Source organism: Acidimicrobiales bacterium (genome assembly GCA_022452035.1).
In the GTDB taxonomy this organism is placed as follows: Bacteria; Actinomycetota; Acidimicrobiia; order Acidimicrobiales; family MedAcidi-G1; genus UBA9410.
In genome coordinates, this window is sequence record JAKURV010000001.1 from 53,711 (window position 1) to 78,852 (window position 25,142).

At 65.2% G+C, this 25,142-nt stretch carries 24 protein-coding genes, 4 tRNA genes and 1 pseudogene; 3 read left to right on the plus strand and 26 right to left on the minus strand.

Annotated features, from left to right (window positions below):
• Nucleotides 1-235 precede the first annotated feature (235 nt).
• The 6 genes and pseudogenes from rplV to rplC form a co-directional block, all read right to left on the minus strand.
• Nucleotides 236-586 (minus strand): annotated as a pseudogene (gene rplV, locus MK181_00330) (50S ribosomal protein L22).
• Nucleotides 586-864: a 30S ribosomal protein S19 gene (gene rpsS / locus MK181_00335; GenBank protein MCH2418246.1), complete on the minus strand. Its 279-nt coding sequence runs from the start codon at nucleotides 862-864 to the stop codon at nucleotides 586-588. Before rpsS ends, rplV begins: the two are co-directional and overlap by 1 nt.
• 6 nt (nucleotides 865-870) lie before the next feature.
• Nucleotides 871-1,707, minus strand: coding sequence for a 50S ribosomal protein L2 (gene rplB, locus MK181_00340; protein MCH2418247.1), 837 nt, complete (start codon nucleotides 1,705-1,707; stop codon nucleotides 871-873).
• Nucleotides 1,708-1,711: 4 nt separating this feature from the next.
• The gene (gene rplW / locus MK181_00345) at nucleotides 1,712-2,002 is read right to left on the minus strand and encodes a 50S ribosomal protein L23 (GenBank protein ID MCH2418248.1); all 291 of its coding nucleotides are present in this window, start codon (nucleotides 2,000-2,002) and stop codon (nucleotides 1,712-1,714) included.
• Nucleotides 1,999-2,673 carry a 50S ribosomal protein L4 gene (rplD, locus tag MK181_00350; GenBank protein ID MCH2418249.1) on the minus strand — a complete coding sequence of 225 codons (675 nt, stop codon included), beginning with the start codon at nucleotides 2,671-2,673 and terminating at the stop codon, nucleotides 1,999-2,001. Before rplD ends, rplW begins: the two co-directional genes overlap by 4 nt.
• Complete coding sequence (rplC, locus tag MK181_00355) at nucleotides 2,673-3,314, minus strand: 50S ribosomal protein L3 (protein ID MCH2418250.1); 642 nt, start codon at nucleotides 3,312-3,314, stop codon at nucleotides 2,673-2,675. The genes rplD and rplC overlap by 1 nt, the downstream gene beginning before the upstream one ends.
• Nucleotides 3,315-3,653: 339 nt before the next feature.
• Here rplC and MK181_00360 point away from each other — a divergent pair, with 339 nt between their 5' ends.
• Nucleotides 3,654-4,769, plus strand: a complete 1,116-nt coding sequence (locus MK181_00360) for an AI-2E family transporter (GenBank protein MCH2418251.1) — start codon at nucleotides 3,654-3,656, stop codon at nucleotides 4,767-4,769.
• Between the two features lie 71 nt (nucleotides 4,770-4,840).
• On the opposite strand, the gene rpsJ is transcribed toward MK181_00360, so the two are convergent.
• The 17 genes from rpsJ to MK181_00445 form a co-directional block, all read right to left on the minus strand.
• Nucleotides 4,841-5,161 (minus strand): 30S ribosomal protein S10, encoded by a 321-nt coding sequence (rpsJ, locus tag MK181_00365; protein ID MCH2418252.1) that lies wholly within the window; start codon nucleotides 5,159-5,161, stop codon nucleotides 4,841-4,843.
• 10 nt (nucleotides 5,162-5,171) lie between these two features.
• The gene (gene tuf / locus MK181_00370) at nucleotides 5,172-6,362 is read right to left on the minus strand and encodes an elongation factor Tu (GenBank protein ID MCH2418253.1); all 1,191 of its coding nucleotides are present in this window, start codon (nucleotides 6,360-6,362) and stop codon (nucleotides 5,172-5,174) included.
• Nucleotides 6,363-6,415: 53 nt separating this feature from the next.
• Nucleotides 6,416-8,503: an elongation factor G gene (fusA, locus tag MK181_00375; GenBank protein MCH2418254.1), complete on the minus strand. Its 2,088-nt coding sequence runs from the start codon at nucleotides 8,501-8,503 to the stop codon at nucleotides 6,416-6,418.
• Nucleotides 8,504-8,663: 160 nt separating this feature from the next.
• Nucleotides 8,664-9,134 carry a 30S ribosomal protein S7 gene (gene rpsG, locus MK181_00380; GenBank protein ID MCH2418255.1) on the minus strand — a complete coding sequence of 157 codons (471 nt, stop codon included), beginning with the start codon at nucleotides 9,132-9,134 and terminating at the stop codon, nucleotides 8,664-8,666.
• 2 nt (nucleotides 9,135-9,136) lie between these two features.
• Nucleotides 9,137-9,508: a 30S ribosomal protein S12 gene (gene rpsL, locus MK181_00385; GenBank protein MCH2418256.1), complete on the minus strand. Its 372-nt coding sequence runs from the start codon at nucleotides 9,506-9,508 to the stop codon at nucleotides 9,137-9,139.
• 139 nt (nucleotides 9,509-9,647) lie between these two features.
• Nucleotides 9,648-13,712 carry a DNA-directed RNA polymerase subunit beta' gene (locus MK181_00390; GenBank protein MCH2418257.1) on the minus strand — a complete coding sequence of 1,355 codons (4,065 nt, stop codon included), beginning with the start codon at nucleotides 13,710-13,712 and terminating at the stop codon, nucleotides 9,648-9,650.
• Between the two features lie 37 nt (nucleotides 13,713-13,749).
• Entirely contained in the window at nucleotides 13,750-17,331 is a 3,582-nt protein-coding gene (locus MK181_00395; GenBank protein MCH2418258.1) for a DNA-directed RNA polymerase subunit beta, read from the minus strand.
• A 366-nt stretch (nucleotides 17,332-17,697) separates the two neighbouring features.
• Nucleotides 17,698-18,081: a 50S ribosomal protein L7/L12 gene (gene rplL / locus MK181_00400; protein ID MCH2418259.1), complete on the minus strand. Its 384-nt coding sequence runs from the start codon at nucleotides 18,079-18,081 to the stop codon at nucleotides 17,698-17,700.
• The gene (gene rplJ / locus MK181_00405; protein ID MCH2418260.1) at nucleotides 18,078-18,779 is read right to left on the minus strand and encodes a 50S ribosomal protein L10; all 702 of its coding nucleotides are present in this window, start codon (nucleotides 18,777-18,779) and stop codon (nucleotides 18,078-18,080) included. The genes rplL and rplJ overlap by 4 nt, the downstream gene beginning before the upstream one ends.
• Before the next feature lie 314 nt (nucleotides 18,780-19,093).
• Nucleotides 19,094-19,789 (minus strand): 50S ribosomal protein L1, encoded by a 696-nt coding sequence (gene rplA, locus MK181_00410; GenBank protein MCH2418261.1) that lies wholly within the window; start codon nucleotides 19,787-19,789, stop codon nucleotides 19,094-19,096.
• Between the two features lie 115 nt (nucleotides 19,790-19,904).
• Complete coding sequence (gene rplK, locus MK181_00415) at nucleotides 19,905-20,330, minus strand: 50S ribosomal protein L11 (GenBank protein MCH2418262.1); 426 nt, start codon at nucleotides 20,328-20,330, stop codon at nucleotides 19,905-19,907.
• Between the two features lie 146 nt (nucleotides 20,331-20,476).
• On the minus strand, nucleotides 20,477-21,304 hold the full coding sequence (gene nusG / locus MK181_00420; protein ID MCH2418263.1) for a transcription termination/antitermination protein NusG: 828 nt from the start codon (nucleotides 21,302-21,304) through the stop codon (nucleotides 20,477-20,479).
• Nucleotides 21,304-21,591, minus strand: a complete 288-nt coding sequence (secE, locus tag MK181_00425) for a preprotein translocase subunit SecE (GenBank protein MCH2418264.1) — start codon at nucleotides 21,589-21,591, stop codon at nucleotides 21,304-21,306. Before secE ends, nusG begins: the two co-directional genes overlap by 1 nt.
• Nucleotides 21,592-21,703: 112 nt before the next feature.
• Nucleotides 21,704-21,776: transfer RNA gene (locus MK181_00430), tRNA-Trp, on the minus strand.
• Between the two features lie 134 nt (nucleotides 21,777-21,910).
• Nucleotides 21,911-22,072 (minus strand): 50S ribosomal protein L33, encoded by a 162-nt coding sequence (gene rpmG, locus MK181_00435; GenBank protein ID MCH2418265.1) that lies wholly within the window; start codon nucleotides 22,070-22,072, stop codon nucleotides 21,911-21,913.
• 75 nt (nucleotides 22,073-22,147) lie between these two features.
• A tRNA-Met gene (locus MK181_00440) sits at nucleotides 22,148-22,221 on the minus strand.
• A 4-nt stretch (nucleotides 22,222-22,225) separates the two neighbouring features.
• A tRNA-Thr gene (locus MK181_00445) sits at nucleotides 22,226-22,298 on the minus strand.
• Nucleotides 22,299-22,432: 134 nt separating this feature from the next.
• Between MK181_00445 and MK181_00450 the strand changes: the two genes are divergently transcribed.
• The gene (locus MK181_00450) at nucleotides 22,433-22,927 is read left to right on the plus strand and encodes a GNAT family N-acetyltransferase (GenBank protein ID MCH2418266.1); all 495 of its coding nucleotides are present in this window, start codon (nucleotides 22,433-22,435) and stop codon (nucleotides 22,925-22,927) included.
• An 81-nt stretch (nucleotides 22,928-23,008) separates the two neighbouring features.
• Here the strand turns inward: MK181_00450 and MK181_00455 are convergent.
• A tRNA-Tyr gene (locus tag MK181_00455) sits at nucleotides 23,009-23,093 on the minus strand.
• An 88-nt stretch (nucleotides 23,094-23,181) separates the two neighbouring features.
• Between MK181_00455 and MK181_00460 the strand changes: the two genes are divergently transcribed.
• Nucleotides 23,182-23,670: a YajQ family cyclic di-GMP-binding protein gene (locus MK181_00460; GenBank protein MCH2418267.1), complete on the plus strand. Its 489-nt coding sequence runs from the start codon at nucleotides 23,182-23,184 to the stop codon at nucleotides 23,668-23,670.
• A 38-nt stretch (nucleotides 23,671-23,708) separates the two neighbouring features.
• Here MK181_00460 and MK181_00465 read toward each other — a convergent pair whose 3' ends face one another.
• Both MK181_00465 and MK181_00470 read right to left on the minus strand, forming a co-directional pair.
• On the minus strand, nucleotides 23,709-24,617 hold the full coding sequence (locus MK181_00465) for a M48 family metalloprotease (protein MCH2418268.1): 909 nt from the start codon (nucleotides 24,615-24,617) through the stop codon (nucleotides 23,709-23,711).
• Nucleotides 24,618-24,670: 53 nt separating this feature from the next.
• Entirely contained in the window at nucleotides 24,671-25,099 is a 429-nt protein-coding gene (locus MK181_00470; GenBank protein MCH2418269.1) for a hypothetical protein, read from the minus strand.
• Between the last annotated feature and the right edge of the window lie 43 nt (nucleotides 25,100-25,142).

Consider the following 25,142-nt stretch of genomic DNA (forward strand, 5'->3'; position numbering starts at 1 on the left):
TCGCCTCGTCGACCACCAGCTCATCCGCCGCGGCCTCGGTGGCCTTGTCGTCAACTACCTCGTCGACCGGAGCGTCCTCCGCACCATCCTCGTGATCGTGCGCCGCCTCCTCGGCCGCTGCCCTGCTGCGCTCGACGCGCTGGCGGCGAGCTTCGGCGGCATGGGTGCTGGAACCGGCCCGACCTCGGGCCTCCTCGCGCGCCCGGAGGTCCTCGAGGGTGGCCTCGTCGTACCGGTTCACGATGATCGTGATATGGCAGGTCCTTTTGTTGATGCGGGTAGCCCTACCCCGGGCCCGGGGACGCCACCGCTTAAGCGTCGGACCCTCATCGGCGTAGCAGGCTGACACGTAAAGCTCCTCGGCCGATATGCCATCGTTGTTCTCGGCATTGGCCACCGCTGAGTCGAGACACTTGGCGATTACGTCAGAGACAGCGCGCTCGGAGAAGGCTGCGATCTCGGCTGCCCGGCCGTACGACTCGCCCCGGATCAGGTCGAGAACCTCGCGGGCCTTGGAGGCTGAGACCCGGACGTACCGAGCGACGGCCCGGGTGCCTGGACGCTCGTTGGTCTTGACAGCAACCATTAGCGCAGACCGCCCCTCTCCTGGCCCGCGTGGGACCGGAACGTCCGAGTGGGGGCGAACTCACCAAGTTTGTGGCCCACCATCGACTCGGTCACGTATACCGGGACGTGCTTGCGACCGTCGTGCACACCGAGCGTGTGACCGACCATCTCGGGCACGATGGTTGACCGACGGGACCACGTCCGGATGACCTTTTTCTCGCCGGACTCGTTCAGGGCGTCGACCTTCTTCAGGAGATGGTCGTCCACGAACGGACCCTTCTTGAGACTCCTCGGCATCGCCGATTACCTCCGCGACCCGCGCCGACGACGACGGCGCACGATCAACTTGTCGGACTGCTTGCCCCGCTTACGGGTACGGCCCTCGGGCTTTCCCCAGGGGGACACTGGGTGACGGCCACCGGAAGACTTGCCCTCGCCACCACCCAGAGGGTGGTCGACCGGGTTCATCACCACTCCGCGGGACTGGGGACGGACACCCTTCCAGCGGTTTCGACCGGCCTTGCCGATCTTGGTGAGCTCATGCTCCTGATTGCCCACCTCGCCGATCGTGGCCCGGCAGTCGATGCGGACCCGCCGCATCTCCGTGCTGGGCAGGCGGAGGGTGGCATGGTCGCCCTCTTTGGCCACCAGCTGGACGCTGGAACCGGCGCTGCGGGCGATCTTGCCTCCACCGTCGGGCTGCATCTCGACGTTGTGGACGACCGTACCGACGGGGATGTAACGCAGCGGCAGGGCGTTGCCGGCCTTGATCTCACTGCCCTGTCCGGACTGCAAGGTCTCGCCAACCTGCACGCCCCGGGGAGCCAGGATGTAGCGCTTCTCACCGTCGTGGTAGTGCAACAGCAGGATGCGGCAACTCCGGTTGGGGTCGTACTCGACGGCCGCCACCTTGGCGGGTACGCCGTCCTTGTTCCGGCGAAAGTCGATGACCCGATACTGGCGCTTGTGGCCTCCGCCGCGGTGTCGCGAGGTCATCCGGCCGTAGTTGTTGCGACCACCGGTGCTGGTCTTCTTCTCAGTCAGCGACCGCTCCGGAACAGTCTTGGTGATGTCCGAGAAGTCGGCGACGGTCTGGAACCGGCGGCCAGGACTGGTCGGCTTGCGCTTGCGCTGCGGCATAGGTCTAGACCTCAAACAACTCGATCGAGTCGCCCTCGACGAGGGTGACGTAGGCCCGCTTGACGTCCGGACGCTTGCCGAACGTCGGCATGCGTCGGTTCCGCTTGCGCTTGCCGTCGCGGTTCAGGGTATTCACCTTGAGCACCGTGACGTCAAAGATCGACTGAACGGCGTCGCGAATCTCCGGCTTGGAGGCCGACCGGGCGACCTCGAACGTGTAAACGTTCTCCTCGAGCAGGGCGTAGGACTTCTCCGATACGACCGGCTTCACGATGACGTCGCGGGCGTCCTTCACTCTTCTTCCTCCCCGGCTGGATCTGGATCCGGTTCGGCCTCTAGGGCGGTGGAAGCCGGAGCCTGGGCACTGGGCAGGGTGTCCCGGGTGAAGACCACGAAGTCGCTCACCAGAACGTCGTAGGCATTTAGCTCACCGGTCGACAGTACGTGCACTGCCGGCAAGTTGGCGAAGCTCTTCCAGACGTTCTCGTCACCACGGTCGACCACCACCAGGACCCGACCCTCCACACCGAGGGCGGCCAAGGCGGCCACCGCGTCACGGGTCTTCGGAGTCTCGAAGGTCCAGCCGTCGACGACCACGACCCGGCCGTCGGCCGCACGGTCGCTGAGGGCGGACTTCAGGGCGAGCCGCACCATCTTCCTAGGGGTCTTCTGGGCATAGCTGCGGGGCTTCGGCCCGAGGGCCACACCCCCACCACGCCACTGTGGCGACCGGATGGAGCCGTGACGGGCACGGCCGGTGCCCTTCTGGGCCCACGGCTTGGCGCCACCACCCCGGGCCTCGGCCCGGGTCTGGGTGCTCTGGGTGCCCGACCGACGAGCTGCCAGCTGAGCGGTCACGACCTGGTGCATGACGGCGGTGTTCGGCTCGATGCCGAAGGTGGCCTCGTCAAGTTCGACCGAACCCGCTGGGTCGCCAATCTGGCTGAGCACGTTGACAGAAGCCATCACCGGGCTCCCTTGACGGCGTCGCGGATGAGGACGGTGGCCCCGCGCGGGCCGGGAACCGATCCACGCACCAATAGGAGCTCGCGCTCCGGATCAGCCTGCACGACCTCGAGGTTCAGGGTGGTGGTCTTCTGGTTACCCATCCGACCCGGCATGCGCTTGCCCCGGAAGATACGGGACGGGGTGGCGCACTGGCCGACGGCACCCGGCTTGCGGTGGACCTTGTGAGCGCCGTGCGAGGCACGCTGACCCTTGAAGCCATGGCGCTTCATGACGCCGGCGAAGCCCTTGCCCTTGCTGACCGCCGTCACGTCGACCCGACCCTGGTCGGCCAGCGACTCCACGGTGATCTCCTGGCCCACCTCGTAGCCGTCGACGTCGTCGAGGCGCAGCTCGACGAGCCGTTCCCCGGCATCGACACCACCGGCGGCAAAATGGCCGGCCTCGGGACGGGTGAGCTTCGTCGCGTCCTTTCGGCCCACGGTCACCTGGAGCGCTGTGTACCCGTCCCGCTCGGTGGTCTTGACCTGAACAACTCGGTTGGGACGGACGCGGAGCACGGTGACGGGAAGGACGCGGTTGTCCTCATCCCAGACCTGAGTCATGCCGACCTTTTCGCCGACGATTGCCTTGTTGGCCATGATGGCTCCTGCGACTGGCACCGGAGGACTCCCTCCGACGGCTGGCCCAATAAGTGAGCCGTTCACGCGAACGCTCCGCACGGGCATGGCCCGGCGGAGCGGTGATTCGGTTGTGCCGTTCGGTTCCCGGGGGGCCTTAACGGACGTCGATTGGCAACCCCGGACCCTCCGGAGTAAGGAGGACAACGATACGGCCGTTCCCAACGACCCACAACCGCGTCATCTGACGGATTCCACGTGCCGGGTGCCGAGCCCATCCCCGAGGTTGACCGACCCGGCCGGTAGCGTCAGCGACGACGAGAGATCGGCTCCATTGCACCGTTTTCTCGGCGCGATCTCATGACCGAACCGGCGACCCACCACACGCTCCCCCCATGGGTCCGTCGTGCCGTGTTGGCCTTGATGGCCGGCCTGGCCGGCCTGTGGATCCTCCGGAGCGTCGTCAGCTCATTGCGGCCCCTGCTGCTGGTCCTGCTGGTGTCGTTCTTTGTCTCGTTCGCCCTTGAACCGGCCGTCAACCGGTTGGAACGGACGGGCCTCCGTCGGGGTCCGGGCACGGCCCTCGTAATGCTGGCCGTGGTCGGCGCCCTCGGTGGCTTCGGCGTGCAGGTGGGAAGCCTGCTGGCCGAGCAGGTCACCGACTTCAGCGAGAACGTGCCCCGCTACCTGGAGGACATCGACGGCTGGTTGGAAGACAGTTTCGGCATCCAGAACGCCACGGCTGACCTCCGGGCCGACTACGACACCGGCGCCCTGGCCCAACGGCTGGGAGACGTGGCCGACGACCTGGCCCGCTTTGGGACCACAGTGGCGAACGTTCTGTTCCAGCTGTTCACCGTCGGGCTTTTCACGTTCTACCTGGTGGCCGAGGGTCCGAAGCTACGCCGCTTGGTCTGCTCTTTCCTGGCCGAGCGACACCAGCGCCACGTGCTGGAGGTCTGGGACCTGGCCATAGAGAAGACAGGCGGCTACATACTCTCTCGTAGCCTCCTGGCCCTGGGCTCCTCGCTCGTCCACTGGGCGGCCTTCGAGCTGATTGGCCTGCCGTCCTCGCTGGCCCTGGCCCTCTGGGTGGGCGTCATGTCCCAGTTCGTTCCCGTGGTCGGTACCTACATCGCCGGGGCCCTTCCCCTGGTCATCGCTCTGCTGGGTAACCCGGCAGACGGCCTGTGGGTCTTCGTGGTGGTAGCCGTCTACCAGCAGTTTGAGAACTACCTGCTCGCCCCCCGGATTACCTCCCACACCATGCAGTTACACGTGGCGGTGGCCTTCGGGGCCGTGATCGCCGGCTCGGCAGTCCTCGGCGTGGTCGGTGCCTTGCTGGCCCTGCCGGCCGCGGCGACCATCCAGTCGGTGATCGCCGCCGAGGCCGAACGGCACGAGGTGGCTGAACACCTGATCGCTGAAAGCAGCCAGCGGCGGGGACATGGCCCCGCCGGCGACCAGGAACACTGAGTTAAAACGGCAGGAGCGCCCCCGAGGGGACGCTTCGTGCACTCGATCGACCAGCGGCCGACCCGGGGTGGTCAGGCCTGTTGGATCTTGATCTCGATATCGACGCCGGCTGGAAGGTCCAGGCGTTGCAGCGAGTCCACCGTCTTGGGCGAGGGGTTCAGAATGTCGAGCAGGCGCTTGTGGATGCGCATCTCGAAGTGCTCCCGGGAGTCCTTGTCCTTGAAGGGACCACGGATGACCGTGTAGCGGTGCTTCTCGGTCGGCAGGGGAACAGGCCCCCGAAGGTCGGCCTGGGTACGTCGAACCGTCTCGACGATCTTCTTCGTCGACTGGTCGATGACCTCGTGGTCGTAGGCCTTCAGCCGGATCCGGATCTTTTGCCCTACAGCCATGGTGGTCGTACTACTTGATGATCTTGGTGACGGCGCCGGCACCCACGGTGCGGCCACCCTCGCGGATGGCGAAACGGAGACCCTCATCCATGGCGATCGGGGCGATGAGCTCGACGGTCATGGTGGTGTTGTCACCGGGCATGCACATCTCGGTGCCCTCAGGCAACTCGATCATGCCGGTCACGTCGGTGGTCCGGAAGTAGAACTGCGGGCGGTAGTTCGAGAAGAACGGCTTGTGGCGGCCACCCTCGTTCTTGGTCAGCACGTAGACCTGGGACTCGAACTGGGTGTGCGGGGTGATCGAACCCGGCTTGGCTAGCACCTGGCCACGCTGGACCTCATCCTTTTCGATGCCCCGCAGCAGGGCACCGATGTTGTCGCCGGCCTGACCCTCGTCGAGGAGTTTGCGGAACATCTCGACACCGGTGCAGACGGTGGTCTGGGTGTCGCGGATACCAATGATCTCGATCTTGTCGCCCGTATTCACGACTCCCTGCTCGATGCGGCCGGTCACCACGGTGCCGCGGCCGGTGATCGAGAACACGTCCTCGATCGGCATCAGGAACGGCTTTGCCACGTCGCGCTCGGGCGTCGGGATGTAGTCGTCGACCTGGGTCATCAGCTCCACGACCTGGTCACCGGCATCGCTGTCGCCCTCCAGGGCCTTCAGCGCCGAGACTCGCACGACCGGGGTGTCGTCACCGGGGAAGTCGTACTCGTCGAGGAGTTCGCGTACCTCCATCTCGACCAGCTCTAGCAGCTCGTCGTCGTCGACCATGTCGCACTTGTTGAGGGCCACGATGATCTTCGGCACACCGACCTGGCGAGCCAGCAGAACGTGCTCACGGGTCTGGGGCATAGGGCCGTCGGCCGCCGACACCACCAGGATGGCGCCGTCCACCTGGGCGGCACCGGTGATCATGTTCTTGATGTAGTCGGCGTGGCCCGGCATGTCGACGTGGGCGTAGTGCCGGTTCGGGGTCTCGTACTCGACGTGACTCACGTTGATCGTGATACCGCGCTCGCGCTCTTCGGGCGCCTTGTCGATGTCCTCGAAGCCGGTGAACTGCGTGGACTCGGGATCGCGGTCCGAGAGGACCTTGGTGATCGCCGCGGTCAGGGTTGTCTTCCCATGGTCGATGTGTCCCATGGTTCCCACGTTCACGTGGGGCTTGTTGCGCTCGAACTGGGCCTTGGCCATTACGTTGCTTCCTTAGGTTTCTGTTCGGAGTTCCCTGGTCTTACCGGCGTAGGTCACTCACCGTGTATACGGCGGGTGATCTCCTCCTGCACCGACCCGGGAGTCTGCTGATACGAGTCAAACTGCATGGTGTAGGTCGCGCGACCTTGGGTGCGCGAACGCAGGTCAGTAGCGTACCCGAACATCTCGGACAGCGGCACCTGAGCGCTGACCACCTGGTTGGTACCCCGGGCTTCCATCTGACCAACCCGACCCCGACGGGAGTTGAGGTCGCCCACTACGTCGCCCATGTAGTCCTCGGGGGTGACGACCTCGACGGACATCACCGGCTCCAGCAGGACCGGCTTGGCCATGCGCATGGCCTCCCGGAACCAGGCCTGCGCGGCGATCTTGAACGCCATCTCGGAGGAGTCCACGTCGTGCGACTTGCCGTCGTTGAGGCTGATCTTCAGTCCCAGGACCGGAAAGCCAGCTACCGGTCCGTTGGTGGTGGCTAGCTGCACGCCGGCGTCCACCGACGGGATGTACTCCTTGGGGATGCGTCCACCCTTGACGTTGTCCTCAAATAGGTATGTCGAATCGTCGTCGCTGTAGGGCTCCAGGCTGGCCACGATCTCGGCGTACTGGCCCGACCCGCCGGTCTGCTTCTTGTGGGTGTACCGGTGGTCTGTGACCGCCTTGGTGATGGTCTCCCGGTACGCGACCTGCGGCTTACCCACGTTGGCATCCACCCGGAACTCCCGGAGCATCCGGTCGACCAGCACCTCGAGGTGGAGCTCACCCATTCCGCCGATGATGGTCTGGCCAGTCTCCTCGTCGCTCCGGACGGTGAAGGTGGGGTCCTCCTCGGCTAGGGCGCCGAGGGCCCTGCCCATCTTGTCCTGGTCAGCCTTGGACCGCGGCTCCACTGCCACGTGGATGACCGGCCGCGGAAACTCCAACTGCTCCAGCACGATGGGATGGTCCGGGGCACACAGGGTGTCGCCGGTCCGGGTGTTCTTCAGGCCGATGCCGGCCACAATGTCGCCCGTCCGGACGTCGTCACGGTCCTCGCGGTCATTGGCGTGCATCTCCAGAATGCGGCCGATGCGCTCCTTGTTCTCGGTGCGTGAGTTCATGACCGCTGAACCCTTTTCCAAAATGCCGCTGTAAGCCCGGAAGTACGTGAGCTTGCCCACGTGGGGATCAGTCATGATCTTGAAGGCCAGGGCGGCGAAGGGCGCTGAGTCATCAGCACCGCGCTCTACGGTGTCACCCGTCCGAGGGTGCACACCTTCGACAGGGGGGAGATCGATAGGTGACGGGAGGTAATCCACCACAGCGTCCAGCAGGGGCTGCACGCCCTTATTCTTGAATGCCGTCCCGGTGAGGATTGGGACACAGTGCCCAGCCAGGGTGCCGGTCCGCACGGCCGACCGCAAGTCGGTGGCTGTGATCTCCTCCTCGCTGACGAACTTCTCCAGAATGTTCTCGTCGAACTCCGAAAGGACGTCGATGAGTTCGGCCCGGTACTCCTCAGCCATGTCCACCAGGTCGGCCGGGATGTCGACAATGTCCCAAGACGCACCCAGATCCCCGCTCTGCCAGACCAGGGCGTTCATCTCCACCAGGTCGACCACCCCGGTGAAGTCCGACTCGGCGCCGATCGGCAACTGGATGACCGCCGCCTTGCAGCCCAGGCGCTCCCGGATGGTACCCAGCACGAAAAAGAAGTCGGCCCCAGTGCGGTCCATCTTGTTGATGAAGCACATCCGGGGGACGTTGTACCGGTCGGCCTGACGCCACACCGTCTCGGTCTGAGGTTCCACACCAGCCACACCGTCGAACACGGCCACCGCACCGTCTAGGACCCGTAACGAGCGCTCCACCTCCACGGTGAAGTCCACGTGGCCCGGGGTGTCGATGATGTTGATGCGGTGGTCATTCCAGAAGCAGCTGGTGGCCGCCGATGTAATGGTGATCCCTCGCTCCTGCTCCTGCTCCATCCAGTCCATGGTGGCGGCGCCGTCGTGGACTTCACCGATCTTGTAGTTCACACCGGTGTAGTAGAGGATCCGCTCGGTCGTCGTGGTCTTGCCCGCGTCGATGTGGGCCATGATCCCAATGTTGCGGGTCTTGTCGAGGGGGTGTCGCGTTGCCATCTCTATGCTCTGTATTCGTTGCTCGGTCGATCTCGGTCTCTGGTGCTGGACCTAGGCGGTATACATGGTCAGTGCGGCATGCAGGCCGGGGCTGTGCCGGGTGCCGGGCCGACGTGGACGGCCGCTGCGGATCAAATGGAGGGGCGCCCCGAGGGGCAACTCACCACCGGTAGTGGGCGAACGCCTTGTTGGACTCGGCCATCTTGTGGAGGTCCTCCCGGCGCTTCACCGATGAACCTAGGCCGTTCGAAGCATCCATGATCTCGTTAGCCAGCCGCTCAGCCATCGATCGCTCGCGACGGTCACGGGAGTAATTGACCAGCCAGCGGACGGCCAGCGTATTTGCCCGACGGGGACGGACCTCGACCGGCACCTGGTAGGTGGCACCACCGACCCGGCGGCTACGCACCTCGAGTTGCGGACGGACATTGTCGATAGCCCGTTTCAGGGTGCCGACCGGCTCGCTGCCCGTCTTTTGCTCAACGGTGGAGAGTGCGGTGTAGACGATGCGCTCGGCGGTGGAACGCTTGCCTCGTTGCAGCACTTTGTTGACGAGCTGGGTGACCACCGTGGACCGGTAGACCGGGTCTGGAGTCAACTCACGACGATCGGCGGGGCCCTTGCGCGGCACGGTCAGCCTTCCTTTTTCGTGCCGTAGCGGCTACGAGCCTGGCGTCGCTGACCGACGCCCGAGGTGTCCAGCGTCCCGCGGATCACCTTGTAGCGGACACCGGGGAGGTCCTTCACGCGGCCACCGCGGATGAGCACGATGGAGTGCTCCTGGAGGTTGTGTCCCTCACCGGGGATGTAGGCCGTGACCTCGACACCCGTGGTGAGGCGGACACGAGCCACCTTGCGTAGCGCGGAGTTCGGCTTTTTCGGTGTGGTGGTGTAGACCCGGGTGCACACCCCGCGCCGCTGGGGCGCTCCCTTAAGCGCAGGCGTGGCTTCCTTGCGGCGCTTGGACTGACGGCCCTTGCGGACCAGTTGCTGGATGGTGGGCACAGACCTACCTCGTCGATTGGAAAAACAGGGATTGCAACACCGCGACCGGGAACCGGCACCGGCCAGCAATCAAGTCTACGGGTGGGCCTCCCCCACTCACAAACGTGTCGCCCGGGCCGGACCGACGTCACACGGCCAACTACCCGGCCTCGGGGGCCTCCTCGGTCGGAACGCCGATGGCGGTAGCTAGGTCGATCACGTCGGCCTCGTAGGCACCCTCGAATGCATCCTCGCCCGGGCCGACCTGACCGGCCAGCCATTCGGCGAGGTCCTGTTCCTCGTCAGCCGACGAGTAGAAGTCCATCGGCTTGTAGTCCGGGGCATGGGTGGCCACCCGCCGGTACTCCTCCAGACCGGTCCCGGCAGGGACCAGCTTGCCAATGATGATGTTCTCTTTGAGGCCGATGAGTTTGTCGCTCCGGCACTCGATGGCCGCCTCGGTGAGGACCCGTGTGGTCTCCTGGAAGGAGGCCGCCGAGAGCCACGAATCGGTGGCCAACGAGGCCTTGGTGATGCCCATGAGCTCGGGACGGCCCTCGGCGGGACGGCGACTCTCGGCCACCAGCATGCGGTTGGTCTCAGCGAAGAGGCGCTGGTCGACCTGCTCGCCGGGCAGGAAGTCCGATTCGCCAGGGTCGTTGATCTTCACCCGGCGAGTCATCTGACGGACGATGAGCTCGATGTGCTTGTCGTGGATGGACACGCCCTGGTCCCGGTAGACCTTCTGGACTTCCTCCACGAGGTACTGCTGTGTCTCGCGGACACCCTTGATCTCGAGCAGTTCCTTGGGGTCGCGCGGCCCTTCAACGATGGCGTCGCCGGCTCGGACCTCCTGACCGTCGACCACCTCGAGGCGGGACGCCCCGACCACCGTGTAGACCTCCTCGGTGCCGTCGTCGGCCACCACGGTGACCTCCCGGCCTCGGCCCTCGTCCTCGCCGATCCGGACCACGCCAGAGATGCGGGCCAGGGTGGCCTTACCCTTCGGGGTACGGGCTTCGAAAAGCTCCACAACACGCGGTAGGCCTCCGGCAATGTCCTTGCCGGCCACACCACCGGTGTGGAAGGTCCGCATGGTCAGCTGGGTACCGGGCTCGCCGATCGACTGGGCGGCGATCACGCCGACCGCTTCGCCGACCTCGATCGCCTTTCCGGTAGCCAGCGACATGCCGTAGCTGGCCCCAGACACGCCGGTGGCCGAGTCATCGGTGAGCGGCGACAAGACGCGGACACGGTCGACGTCAGGGTCGTCGCGCAACAGGTCGGCCTCGACCTCGCCGACGATCGTCCCGGCGGGAAGCAGGCGCCGACCACCCTTAGCCTTGGCGTGGACAACGCCCCTACCCTCCGGGTCAGCGACCTCCACATCGTCGGCCAACGTGCGGCTGAACAGGCGGGTCTCCAGGTAGAAGCGCTGGTTCTCCACGTCAGCCTCGACACCGTCGATCCAGATACCGCGGACAGCACCCTCGGCCTCGAAAGGATCGGTGTCGTTAACGATCAACTCTTGTGAGACATCGACTAGGCGACGAGTCAGATAGCCGGAGTCAGCGGTTCGCAGCGCGGTATCGACCAAGCCCTTCCGGGCACCCGGCGTGGCGATGAAGTACTCCAGCATCGCCAGGCCCTCGCGGAAGTTTGATTTGATGGGCCGGGGAATCATGTCACCTCGGGGGTTAGCTACTAGGCCGCGCATACCAGCAATCTGGCGGACCTGCATCATGTTGCCCCGGGCACCCGACTTGACCATCATGTCAATCGGGTTGAACCAGTCGGCCTCCAGGGCCTCCACCATCCGCGCTGTGACCTCCGAGGTGGCCGAGTTCCAGATCTCGACCTCCTTCTGGCGACGCTCACCGTCGGTGATGATGCCGCGCCGGAACTGAGTCTCGACCTTCTCGGCGTCCTTCTCGTGCCGCTCTAGGATCTCCGCCTTTTCCGACGGTGTCTTGACGTCGTCAATGGACACGGTCAGCCCGGAACGGCTGGCGTACTCGAAGCAAATGTCCTTTAGGGCGTCCAGACACTCGGCAACCACCTTCTTCGGGTAGCGCCGGGCCAGATCGTCGACAATGAGGCCCAGTTGCTTCTTGTCCATTTGCTGGTTCACGAACGTGATGGCCTTGCCGGGCAGGCCACCGAGCTCGAGGGGCTCCGACGACTTCCGGGGTAAGGCGGCGTTGAAGAACACCCGTCCGGGCGTGGTGGTGTGCCAGGTGGCGGCCACCCCGTTGGCCGGCGTCTCGATTAGCTCCGGGTACTCGTCGGACCGGAACTGGATACGGGCGTGTAGGTGAACGGCACCGCTCTCGACGGCCCACCTAAGCTGGTCCAGATCTCGGAACACCTTGCCCTCGCCGGCCAGCCCCTCGACCTCGGCGGTGAGGTAGTAGGCGCCGATGACCATGTCCTGGGTCGGGGTGACCAACGGACGACCGTGAGCCGGACTGAGAACGTTGTTAGCCGACAGCATCAGAACCCGGGCCTCAGCCTGAGCCTCCGACGACAGCGGTAGGTGGACGGCCATCTGATCACCGTCAAAGTCCGCGTTGAAGGCGGTGCACACCAGCGGGTGGATCCGGATGGCCTTGCCCTCGACCAGCACCGGCTCGAAGGCCTGGATGCCCAGCCGGTGGAGCGTGGGGGCACGGTTCAGCAGTACCGGGTGCTCGCGAATGACGTCCTCCAAGACGGTCCACACGAGGGGTTTGCGACGCTCTACCATGCGCTTGGCTGACTTGATGTTCTGGGCAAATTCCTCGTCGACCAGCTTCTTCATGACGAACGGCTTGAACAGCTCGAGCGCCATGACCTTGGGCAGGCCGCACTGGTGGAACTTAAGTGTGGGACCAGCGACGATGACCGACCGGCCCGAGAAGTCGACCCTCTTGCCGAGCAGGTTCTGGCGAAACCGGCCTTGCTTGCCCTTAAGCATGTCGGACAGTGACTTGAGCGGCCGGTTACCTGGGCCGGTGACCGGACGACCACGACGGCCGTTGTCGAACAGGGCGTCGACGGCCTCCTGGAGCATCCGCTTCTCGTTATTGACGATGATGGTCGGTGCCCCGAGGTCCAGGAGCCGCTTGAGGCGGTTGTTCCGGTTAATGACCCGGCGGTACAGGTCATTCAGGTCGGAGGTTGCGAAACGACCGCCGTCCAACTGCACCATGGGACGGAGTTCCGGCGGGATGACCGGGACGGCGTCCAGGATCATGGCCCGGGGCTCGTTGACCCGACGTCCGTGCTGGTCCCGACGGTTGAAGGCGGCGACGATCTTCAGCCGCTTAATGGCCTTCTGCTTGCGTTGGACGCTGAGCGGCTTCTGGCCCTCCGGCGGATCAATCATCGACCGGAGCTTGACCTCTTCATCATCGAAGTTGATCCGGTCGATGAGCTGAGCCAGGGCGTCGGCACCCATACCACCCTTGAAGTAATCACCCCACCGGTCCTCTAACTCGCGCCAGAGCATGTCCTCTTCGACTATCTGGCGGGCAAACAGACCGGTGAACTCGTCCCATGCCCGGTTCAGGACATCCAGCTCCTGCTCGTACTGCTCCCTGATGAACTGGAGGTCCTTGTCTGCCGCCTTAGCCCGGGCCTTCAACTCGGCCTCCTTGGCGCCCTCGGCCTCCATGTCGACCAGCTCGCCCTCCAGGTCCTCCTGGCGGCGGTTCAATTCACGGTCACGCTCCTCCTCGATGGCCAGACGCTCCTCGGCCAACTCGGCCTCCAGCCCCGGTAGGTCCTCGTGGCGCTTCTCCTCGTCGACCCAAACGACCATGTTGGCGGCGAAGTAGATGACCTTCTCCAACTGCTTGGCCTTAAGTTCCTCGCGTGGCTCGGTGCCCATGAGCAGGTAGGCCAGCCAGGACCGAGTGCCCCGCAGGTACCAGATGTGAACGGCCGGGGCGGCCAGCTCGATGTGGCCCATCCGGTCACGTCGGACCTTGGACCGGGTGACCTCCACGCCACACCGCTCACAGATAATCCCCTTGAAGCGGACCCGCTTGTACTTACCGCAGTAGCACTCCCAATCCTTCTGCGGGCCGAAAATCTTCTCACAGAAGAGCCCGTCCTTCTCCGGCTTCAGGGTGCGGTAGTTGATGGTCTCCGGCTTCTTCACCTCACCGTTGGACCACATGCGGATTCCGTCCGCGGTAGCCAGGCCGATGCGTAGCTGGTCGAATTCGTTGACGTCGAGCACTGTGTCTTCCTGCGTCTCGTTGTTCGTGTCGTAAGGGTCAGTGAACGAGGCCGGCGGCCCGGCGCTCGTCCTCTTCGTCGGAACCCCGCTCCGGGCGGGATAGGTCAATGCCGAGTTCCTCGGCGGCGCGGTAGACGTCCTCGTCGAAGTCGCGCATCTCGATCTCTCGTCCGTCCTCGCCAATCACCTCGACATTCAGGCAAAGAGATTGCATCTCCTTGATGAGAACCTTGAAGCTCTCGGGGATGCCGGGCTCGGGGATGTTCTCGCCCTTCACGATGGCCTCGTAAACCTTCACCCGGCCGAGTACGTCGTCCGACTTGATGGTCAGGAGTTCCTGCAGGCAGTAGGCGGCGCCGTACGCCTCCAGAGCCCACACCTCCATCTCGCCGAACCGCTGGCCACCGAACTGGGCCTTCCCGCCCAACGGTTGCTGGGTAATCATCGAGTACGGACCGGTGGAGCGGGCGTGAATCTTGTCGTCCACCAGGTGAGCCAGCTTCAGGATGTAGACGTACCCCACCATCACCGTGCTGTCGTACGCCTCACCGGTTCGCCCGTTGTAGAGGGTGGCCTTACCGTCCAGCTGGACTAGGCGTTCGCCGTCAGCTGTTTCGGGTCGCAGGTTGGCCAGGATTTTTTGGATCGTGGGGTGTCGGCCGGCCCGGTCCTCCTCGTCCCAGTGGGCCCCGTCAAACACCGGCGTCGCCACGTGGACGGCGGGCTCGGTCGAGGGACGAGTCTTTTTCTCGATGCCGCGCACCGGGTCGGACCCGACACCCTCGCCACCGATCTCCCAACCCCACCGGGCGCAGTACCCGAGGTGAGCCTCCAGTACCTGCCCGACGTTCATCCGTGACGGAACGCCCAACGGGTTGAGGATGATGTCGACCGGCGTCCCGTCGGCCATATAGGGCATGTCCTCGACGGGAAGGATCTTGGAGATGACGCCCTTGTTGCCGTGCCGACCAGCCAACTTGTCGCCCACGCTGATCTTGCGCTTCTGACCCACGTAGACCCGGACAAGCTGGTTGACGCCAGGAGGCAACTCGTCACCGTCGTCGCGGTTGAACACCTTGACATCGATGACCTTGCCCGCCTCGCCGTGCGGAACCTTTAACGAGGTGTCGCGCACCTCACGCGCCTTCTCGCCGAAGATGGCTCGGAGAAGACGTTCTTCCGGGGTCAACTCGGTCTCACCCTTGGGCGTGACCTTGCCGACCAGCACATCGCCGGGCGCCACCTCAGCACCCACCCGAACGATGCCCAGATCATCCAGGTCAGCCAGGATCTCGTCCGACAGGTTGGGGATGTCCCGTGTGATCTCTTCGGTCCCCAACTTGGTGTCTCGGGCGTCGATCTCGTGCTCCTTGATGTGGATCGACGTCAGGACGTCGTCCTTGACCAGGCGCTCGGACAGGATGATGGCGTCTTCGAAGTTGTAGCCCTCCCACGACATGAAGGCCACGAGGAGGTTCTTACCGAGGGCCAACTCACCGTCGTCGGTGGACGAGCCATCGGCCAGCACCTGGCCCGACCTCACCCGCTGGCCTGGAGCGACCCGGATCTTCTGGTTGATGCAGGTGTCCTGGTTGGACCGCACGTACTTGAGCAGCGGGTGGACCGTCGAGCCGGACTTCCGGTAGTCGACCGTCACCGTGGTGCCGTCGACCGCCGTTACCGTGCCGTCCTCGAGGGCAAGCAGCATGTCCGCCGCGTCGTGGGCGGCGCTGGCCTCGATACCGGTGCCGATGTACGGGGCCTCGGACTGGATAAGCGGCACCGCCTGCCTCTGCATGTTGGCTCCCATGAGGGCACGGTTGGCGTCGTCGTGTTCGAGGAACGGGATCAGAGCGGTGGCCACAGACACGATCTGCTTCGGTGAGACGTCCATCAGCTGGACCTCTTCCGGCGGCACGTAGGAGATCTCAGTCGTGGCGCCAAAGAAAACGTCTTGTTCCAACTGGAGCCGGAGGTCCTGGAGCGAGGCGGCCTGCGGCGACCGCCGGACAAGGACCCGCTCGTTGCGGAAGGTTCCGTTGGGGTTGAGGGGTGCGTTCGCCTGGGCGACGACGTACTCCTCCTCCTCGTCGGCGGCTAGCCAGAGGATCTCGTCGGTGACCTTGCCCCTCTTCACGGCCCGGTACGGCGACTCGATGAAGCCAAAGGGGTTCACCCGGCCGTAGGTGGCCAGACCACCGATGAGGCCGATGTTGGGGCCCTCCGGGGTCTCGATTGGGCACATCCGGCCGTAGTGGGAGAAGTGGACGTCACGGACCTCAAAGCCGGCTCGCTCACGGGACAGGCCACCGGGACCGAGGGCCGAGAGGCGACGGCGGTGGGTCAGCCCGGAAAGGGGGTTCACCTGGTCCATGAACTGGGAGAGCTGGCTGGTGCCGAAGAACTCCTTGATGGCGGCCACCACGGGTCGGATGTTGATCAGCGAGGTCGGGGTAATGGACTCGACATCCTGGGTGGTCATCCGCTCGCGAACTACGCGCTCCATCCGGGACAGCCCGATGCGCAGCTGGTTCTGGATGAGCTCGCCCACCGACCGGATGCGACGGTTGGCGAAGTGGTCCTGGTCGTCAAGGCGATAGCCAGGCTCGCCCTTGGCTAGGTGCAGCAGGTAGGTGCAGGTAGACAGGACCTCGGACCGGGTGAGGACCGGCGAGTCGGGATCGGGACGCTCTAACTCAATGCCGAAGAGCTTCTCGTTCTTCTCGATCTCGGGGCCGAGCTTACGGTTCAGTTTGTAACGCCCGACCCGGGACAGGTCGTAACGCCGGGACTCGAAGAAGGCGTTGCGCAGGTAGGCCCGGGCGGCCTCGACCGAGGGCGGTTCGCCGGGGCGAACCCGCTTGTAGATCTCCAGGAGGGACTCCTCCTGGGTGGGGGCGAGGTCCTTGTCCTTCTCCCACTGCCCCTCGAGGTAGTCGAAGTGGCGGACGAAGCGTTCTAGGAAGCCCGGCTCGTTCTCCTCGTCGTAGCCCAGAGCCCGCAGGAGGGTGAACATCGAAAGGCGACGTTTGCGGGCTACACGGGTCCCGGCGGTGACGTCCTTACCTGGCTTTTGTTCGACGTCGAATTCGATCCACTCGCCGCGGTAGGGGTGAATGGTGCCGGTGACCAGCTGGTGCTTGGCCAGGTTCCGGAGCCGGTAACGCTCACCAGGCTGGAAGATGACGCCCGGCGATCGGACGAGTTGGGACACCACGACTCGCTCGGTGCCGTTGATGACGAAGGTCCCCTTCTCGGTCATCATCGGGAAGTCCCCCATGAAGACTGTCTGCTCCTTGATCTCGCCGGTGTCGGCGTTCATGAAGCGGGCTCGTACAAAGATCGGGGCGGAGAAGGTCATGTCCTTCTCCTTGCACTCCTCCACCGTGAACTTGGGCGGAGGGCAAAGGTCCTCGTCCTTGGGATCGAATTCCAGCTCAAGCGAGAGCGTCTCACTGAAGTCCGTGATCGGACTGAGGTCAGAGAACGTGTCGGCGATCCCGTCCCTACGGAACCACTTGAAGGACTTCCGCTGGATGTCGATCAGGTGTGGCAGCGGGAGGACTTCCTCCAGATTGCCGAACGAATAACGGTCCCGAACGAGGGGGCGAGCAGACACCTAGAACTCCTGGCCGAGAGTCATGAACGTGGGCGAGCCGAAAACGCGACAGGGGACGTGTCGAAAACAACACGAACGACGGGCGCGACCACGGCAACAGGGAATACTAGTGCCCGCGCGGCCAACAGCGCAACCCTGCGGGCAGCACAACCAGACCCCGAAGGGTCGGTCCGGGGCAAACGGTACGTGACCCCTTTCCGGTGGTCAAGCACCGTCATCGAACCGCAATGCGCGACCTTGCGTCGGGAAAGCCGATCGTGTATGAGCCACAACCCCGGTCGGCCTTCGGGTAATCCGAAAACTACGTGACCCCCGGGGTGCGCCCCGGGGGTCACGTATCGGTCGGCGGCGACGCCGCCGACCGGACTACTTAAGCTCGATCGAAGCGCCGGCGGCCTCAAGGGCCTCTTTGGCCTTCTCGGCGTCCTCCTTGGAGGCACCTTCCAAAACGGCGTTGGGGGCACCGTCCACAAGGTCCTTGGCATCCTTCAGCCCGAGGTTCGTGAGCGCACGGACCTCCTTGATGACCTGGATCTTCTTGTCGCCAGCGCCGGTCAGGACAACGTCGAAGGAGTCCTGCTCCTCCTCCTCATCACTGTTGTCGCTCGCCGGGGCGGCGGCGGCCACGGCCACCGGGGCAGCTGCGGTCACACCGAACTTCTCCTCGAAGTCCTTCAGTAACTCGCTCAGCTCCAGCACGCTCATCTCTGCGATCGCGTCGAGGATCTCTTCCTTCGTCGCCATGATCACTCCTCTTCCTTGTTGTCGGTGTCGGTGGCTTCGTCGGTGGACGCCTCATCGGCGACCTCCGCATCGGCTTCGTCAGCAACCGCCACCTCGTCGGCGGCATCGGCTGCATCGGTTTCCTCGTCGGTGGACGCCTCATCGGAAGTCGGAACGCCCGGTGTGTCGTCACTTTGGGTGATAAGGGCCTGCAGGGCGTATGCCATGTTCTGGGGCAGTGCCTGGAGGAGCGCCGCGAACTGCTGCATGGGCGCCGCCATGGCGCCGGCCAACTGGGCCAGTAGGACCTCGCGGGGGGCGATCTCAGCCAGGTTGGAGATCTCCTCGGCGGTCAGCCGCTGCTGGTCGAGCAGGCCGCCCTTGATAACCAGTGAGTCGTTGGCCTTGGCGAAGTCCTTAAGGGCCTTGGCCAAGGCAACTGGATCGCCAGCTGAACCGTCGGGCTGCTCACCGGTGAAGGCGATGGCCGTGGGGCCGGTGAGCAGATCTCCCAGGTCCAGGCCCAGTTCCTCGATAGCGAAGCGGGCCAGGGTGTTCTTGTACACCTTGTACTCGCCTCCGGCTTCGCGGAGGGACCGACGAAGCGCGGCCAACGCTGGGACGTCCAGCCCTCGGTACTCGGTCAGTACCACAGCGTTGCTGGCCGAGAACTTCTCTTGGACCTCCTCGACGACCGCGACCTTCTCGGCTCGGGGTTCACCCACGCTCACACCTCCTCCTTCGTCTTCTCGGTCGGTAGCGGCCCTGCCGCTTCGCCCGATCTCGGTTGCTGCTTCCGGCCGGAGCCGGCCACACGCACCGTCGACCGGGGCCGGGCCGGTTGCCCGCATCCGATCAGGAGGGCTCCCCTGCTCGGGCGGAGTCGACGCCGTGATCCTCGGATCGGACGGTGCCGAATCTCGTTCTGCGCCAGGGCGCAACCCGGAGGTCTTCGGTGAGCGTGTTGATTGTGGTGGTCAGGATATCGGTGGCGCTCCGGAGCCCCACCCACGCCCCGACTGGGGCGCGTCACGGACGACTACTCGGCCACCCGCAGCGGATCGATTCGGATGCCCGGGCCCATCGTCGAGGACACCGACACCTTCTTCAGATAGCGGCCCTTAGCCGAAGAGGGCTTCAGACGCTCTAGTTCCTCGACAGCCGCTTTCAGGTTCGCCGATAGGTCCGAGGCCTCGAAGCTGGCCTTTCCTATGGGCAGGTGAACGTTGCCGAACCGGTCAGTCCGAAACTCGACCTTGCCGCCCTTGAACTCCCCTACCGCCTTGGCGACGTCGTCGGTCACCGTCCCCGACTTGGGGTTCGGCATGAGGCCACGGGGGCCCAGGGAGCGCCCCAACTTGCCGACGGCAGGCATCATGTCCGGGGTGGCGATGGCCACGTCGAAATCCAGCATGCCCCCCTCGACCTCGGCGGCCAGGTCGTCGGCTCCGACATGGTCGGCTCCCGCCTCACGGGCGGCCGCCGCAGCCTCGCCCTGGGCGAACACCGCCACCCGGACGTCTCGGCCCGTCCCCGACGGGAGGGCCACGGTGCCTCGCACCATCTCGTCGGTCTTCCGGGGGTCAACGCCGAGTCGAATCAGCAGGTCGATGCTCTCGTCGAACTTCGCAGCGGCCAGCGAGGACACCAGACCCAGTGCCTCGGAACCCGAGTACATCTGGTCCCGGTCGAATCCGGCCGCTGCCGTGTCGTACCGCTTCCCTGACTTGCCCATGTCGCCCTCTCCTGGCTCCCTCGTCCCAGTCGTGTCCTCCGGCGGGGCGAGGTCCTCCCCTGTCCCGGAACCGCCCAGCGGGCGGCGACTTGTGATTTGAATCCGGTGTCGGTGCTTAGCCGACTGCGATACCCATGCTCCGAGCCGTTCCGGCTACCTGCAACTTGGCGCCCTCAAGGTCGATGGCGTTGAGATCGGGCATCTTGGCTTCAGCGATTTCGGCCACCTGGTCCCAGGTGATCGATCCCGCCTGCTCACGACCGGGGTTCTCCGAAGCCTTCTCCAGGCCGGCGGCCTGACGGATGAGGAACGAGGTGGGCGGCGTCTTGGTGATGAAGGTGAACGACCGGTCCTCGTAGATGGTGATCTCCACCGGGACGATCTGGCCGCGCTTGTCCTCGGTCTTGGCGTTGTACTCCTTGCAGAAGTCCATGATGGCCACACCGTGGGGACCCAACGCCGTACCCACGGGCGGGGCCGGCGACGCCTGACCTGCGGGGATCTGGATCTTCACCATCGCGGCGATTTGCTTCCTAGCCATGGTTCTCTGCTCGTGTCTCGTTGTACTACGTCGGTCCGGGACGCCGGGTCTCGGTCATCGACCACCGGGGTCGATGGGGGGAACGGTCAAGTCTGGTGCGACGCTCAACGATCGGCAACCTCGGTGAACCGTCGCGCCGGTCTCCTCTAAAGCTGGGCGACCTGGGCGAACTCCAACTCGACCGGAGTCTCACGGCCGAAGATGTTGACCAGCACCTTGACCTTTAGCTGATCCTCGTTGATCTCCACGATGGCGCCGGAGAAGTCGGCGAACGGCCCCTCCTTGACCCGGACCGTCTCACCCACACCGAACCCGAAGCGTGCCTTGGACCGCTTGGGCACCACGGCCTCAGACTCGTCGGCCACCGGGAGGAAGGTCTCTACCTCACGCCGGCCCAACTTGGACGGCTTACCCCCCGCCCCGACGAAGTTCACAATCCCCGGGGTGTCTCGGATCACGCTCCAGGCCTCGTCATCGAGGTGGCAGCGCACCAGCAGGTAGCCGGGGAAGACCTTCTTGGAGACAGTGACCTTCTTACCGCTACGGAACTCGTCGACGTCCTCCATCGGGATCTCGACCTCGAGGATGCGATCCTCGAGGTGCATCGACGTGGTGCGGGCCTGGAGGTTCTGCTTGACCTTCTTCTCGTAGCCCGACTGAGTGTGGACCACGTACCAGCCGCCGGGACGGTCGTAGGCGCTTTCCCGCACGGGAGCCGGCTCCCCGTCTCCGTCTCCGTCGAACAGATCGTCCTCGTCGAGCACCTCGACCACCGGCTCGTCGGCGGCCGGGGCGTCGGGCTCGGACGGGGCGTCACCGGTGGGCAGCAGGTCAGCAGCCGCGTCAGTGGTGAGGCCGCCTTCGGGCACCTCGTCAACGACCGCAACGGTCTGTTCGACCGTACCGGTGGGTAGGAGATCGGCTGCCACGTCGACGACGTCGGTGGTGGCTTCGGGTTCTTCGGTGGTGCTCATCAGACGTCGAACAGCTCCAGGACGGACTGGGAGAAGATCCAGTCGAGGCCGGCTACCACGGCCGTGATGGCAAGGATGGTGATGATGACCACCGTGGTGTAGTTACCGGTCTCCGAACGTGACGGCCAGGCGACCTTGCGCAACTCGGCACGGACCTCGCGACTGAACTGGGCGATCCCGGTCCGCTCCTCAGCAGGACGCTGCTGCTGGCGACGCTGGCGGATCGGCTCGCCGTCGGCGTCGACCTCCCCCTGACGCTGCAGCATGCGCTTCTGCTCGCGGTTCATCGACATTGTCGGGCCTCGGATCGAGTATCGGAACGGTAGGTCAGGCTATTGGCGGTACGGACGACGCGCGCCCAGGCGGGATAAGGATAAACGGACACGGCGACCGGTCTTGCAGGGCAGGAGGGACTCGAACCCCCAACCGCCGGTTTTGGAGACCGGTGCTCTACCAATTGAGCCACTGCCCTGAGTCCCGACCTCCGACCCGGAGTCGGAATCGGGGGGCGGTAGGAGCGAAGGTTACCAGCGGCCTCTGACCATCCCCTCGTGGGGACGGACCTGAACCCGACGACCGGCTACTGGACTGCCGGTCGGAGAACACTCAGCGCGTCTCCTTGTGATCCACGTGGCTACGGCACCAACGGCAGTATTTCTTTAGCTCGATGCGCTCGCGTGTGTTCGCCTTGGACTTGGTGGTGATGTAGTTCCGGCGCTTGCACTCCTGGCACTCCAGGGTGACCTGTGTTCGCTTGTCGGACGCCATGTCGGCTTCGCTCCTTCGGTGGCCCTCCGTGGCGGGCACTTTGTCGTATCGGCCACTGGCTCGAGCCGATGCTTGTAGCGACGGACAGATTCGAACTGTCGACCTCTCGATTATGAGTCGAGCGCTCTCACCAGCTGAGCTACGTCGCCAGCGAGCTCCCTGACAGAATCGAACTGTCGACCTTCTCCTTACCATGGAGACGCTCTGCCGACTGAGCTAAGGGAGCCTGACCACCTCGCGATGGCCGGGCACAAGGATGCCACGCGATCCGGCCTTTCCCACCGCCGATAGCCGTCGCCGCAAGCCTCGCGGGTCCTGGTCCGCCCCGTCCCCGCCCGGCCGCAAGGTACCGTCGGCCCCATGGAGATCCGGCTTGCCGGGTCCGGCGACACAGAGGCGATCCGGGCCATTTACAACCACGAAGTGATCACCTCGACGGCCACCTTCGACCTGGTGGAACGCAGCCTCGAGGACCAGAAAGAATGGTTGGCCGCTCGAGCCGGTGCGTTCAGCGTGCTGGTAGCCGAGATCGACGACGAGGTGGCCGGGTTCGCCTCGCTGTCACCGTTCCGCGAACGGGCCGCCTACCGCAGCACAGTGGAGAACTCCGTCTACGTGGCCGCCGACCACCGGGGCCGCGGCGTCGCCGACCGGCTCCTGGGGAACCTCTTGGAGGTGGCCCGCACCAGCGGCTTTCACTCAGTAATCGCCCGGATCGGTGGGAACAACGAGGCCAGCACAGCCCTGCACGCCAAGCACGGCTTCCGCGAGGTAGGGGTGGAACGCCAGGTGGGGCGCAAGTTCGGGCGCTGGCAGGACGTCACGGTCATGCAGGTTGTCTTCGACGAAGCCTGACCCGACGGATCAGGCTTCCCAGCGGTCAGAACCCGGGACAGCGGCGGGCCCGCCAAAGCGGACCCGCCCACATACCTCGTCTGGTGGGCCGGGGAGGATTTGAACCTCCGAAGGCAATGCCGACGGGTTTACAGCCCGTTCCCTTTGGCCACTCGGGCACCGACCCAGGAGAAGGGAAGGCTATCCACGCCCCCAAGTCTCCCCTACCGGATCCCCCGCCCGGACGGCTCGCGCCAACTGGATAGGGTGCGCGCATGCCGAGTTTCGACGTCGTGTCCGAAATCGATCTCCAGGAGGTCCGCAACGCCGTAGACCAGGCAGCCCGTGAGGTCCGTACCCGGTTTGACTTCAAGGGGACCGACTCCGTCGTGGAGCTCCAAGACGGTGCCATCAAGTTGGAGTCCTCCACCGAAGACCGTCTGGCCGCCCTGGTCGTCGTTCTGGAAGAGAAGTTGGTCCGCCGGAAGGTCTCGCTGAAGTCCCTGAACTGGGGCACAGTGGACGAGGCCAGCGGCGGCCGGTCCCGCCAGTTGGCCGGGCTCCAGGCGGGTATCGACTCTGACCGGGCCCGAACGCTAAACCGGACCATCAAGGACCTGGGCCTCAAGGGGATCCAGTCCCAGACCCAGGGTGATCAGGTACGGGTGACGGGAAAGAAAAGGGACGCACTGCAGGAGGTCATCGCGGCGCTCAAGGCCGCTGACCTGGGAATCCCCCTCCAGTTCACCAACTTCCGGGACTGACGCCGGACAGGAAACCACGGCCAACGGTCGGACGGCGGTCAGCGGACAATCGGGCCGGTGCTCCAGTCGCCGGTCCGCAGCCGTGCGATGCGCTCCTCGGCCGGTGGGTGAGTCGAGAACATGCGGGAACCACCACCCCCTCGGGCCTGGGCCCGCAGGGGATCCACGATGTAGGCCGAGGCCTGATTGGGATCTACGCCGGACGGGATCCGACCCGCTGCCATCTGGAGCTTCTCCAACGCCCGGGCCAACGGCTCACCGTCGCCAATCAGGCGGGCCGCTGAGGCGTCGGCCTGGAACTCCCTGCTCCGGCTGATGGCCGCCTGAATCATCATGGCGGCCATCGGGGCAAGGATTGCGAAGGCGATCCCGCCAATCGGGTTGCGGCCCCGATCACGACCACCTCCTCCGAACATGGCGGCGAACATCGCCATGCGGGCGATCATTGTGATGGCCATGCCGATGGTGGCGGCCACCGACCCGATGAGGATGTCGCGGTGGCGAACGTGCATGAGTTCGTGGGCAAGCACGCCCCGGACCTCCGTCCTGTCCAGCATTTCGAGCAGCCCGCGGGTGACGGCCACCGCGGCGTGGTCCGGATTGCGGCCGGTAGCAAAAGCATTGGGCTGCGGGTTGGGCGTGACGTAGAGCTTCGGCATCGGTAGGTCCGCCGCTGTTGAGAGCTCCCGCATGATGCGGTGGTACTCGGGGTACTCCACCGGATCGGCTGGCACCGCCTTGGCTGAAGCGATAGCGATGCGGTCGCTGAACCAGTACGAGCCACCGACGAAGGCCAGGCCCAGGGCCATGCCGAAGACCATCCCGCCGTTGCCTCCGATGGCACCACCCACGACGATGAATAGGCCTCCTAAGAGGGCCAGAAGAGCGAAGGTCTTGGCTGTGTTCAACATGGGAAGGGCGTGCTCCTCGTCTGATTGGAGGTCCATGGTACGGCGGCGACCCGCCCGCCGGAACGCGCCGGCCACCGACCGAGCAGCGATCAGAGGTCGTAGTAGCCGGAGTGTAGGTAGACCGTCGGGACCCCCGCCGACCGGTACATCTCGGCGTTGCGGGGGTCGTCGTCCACGGCCAACTCCACCTGGTGGCCGTCGGCCCGCAGCCCGGCCAGGGCGGTGGCCTTCACATCCGGTGAGCTGCGGTGGTCGCCGTCGGCGCGCATGACCAGCATGTCCCATCCCACGCTGTGGTGGTCCAGCCACGCCGTCGTGGTGTCGACCAAGCGGGCCGGACGGGCCGTCAGCAAGATGGTCGTGCGGCCACCCACCAAGTGCTCCACGAGGCGAATCCCCTCCGGGATCGGAGGGTCAGTGACTGTCGCCTCAAAGAAGCGGTCCCAGGCCCGGGTCTCGCCGGCCAGCAGGTGCTGACGCCCCGAGGCGTCGGACAGCACTCCATCGACGTCGACCACCACTGCGGGCCCGCGGGCCCCTGGACGAGTCCCGGGGAAGTGA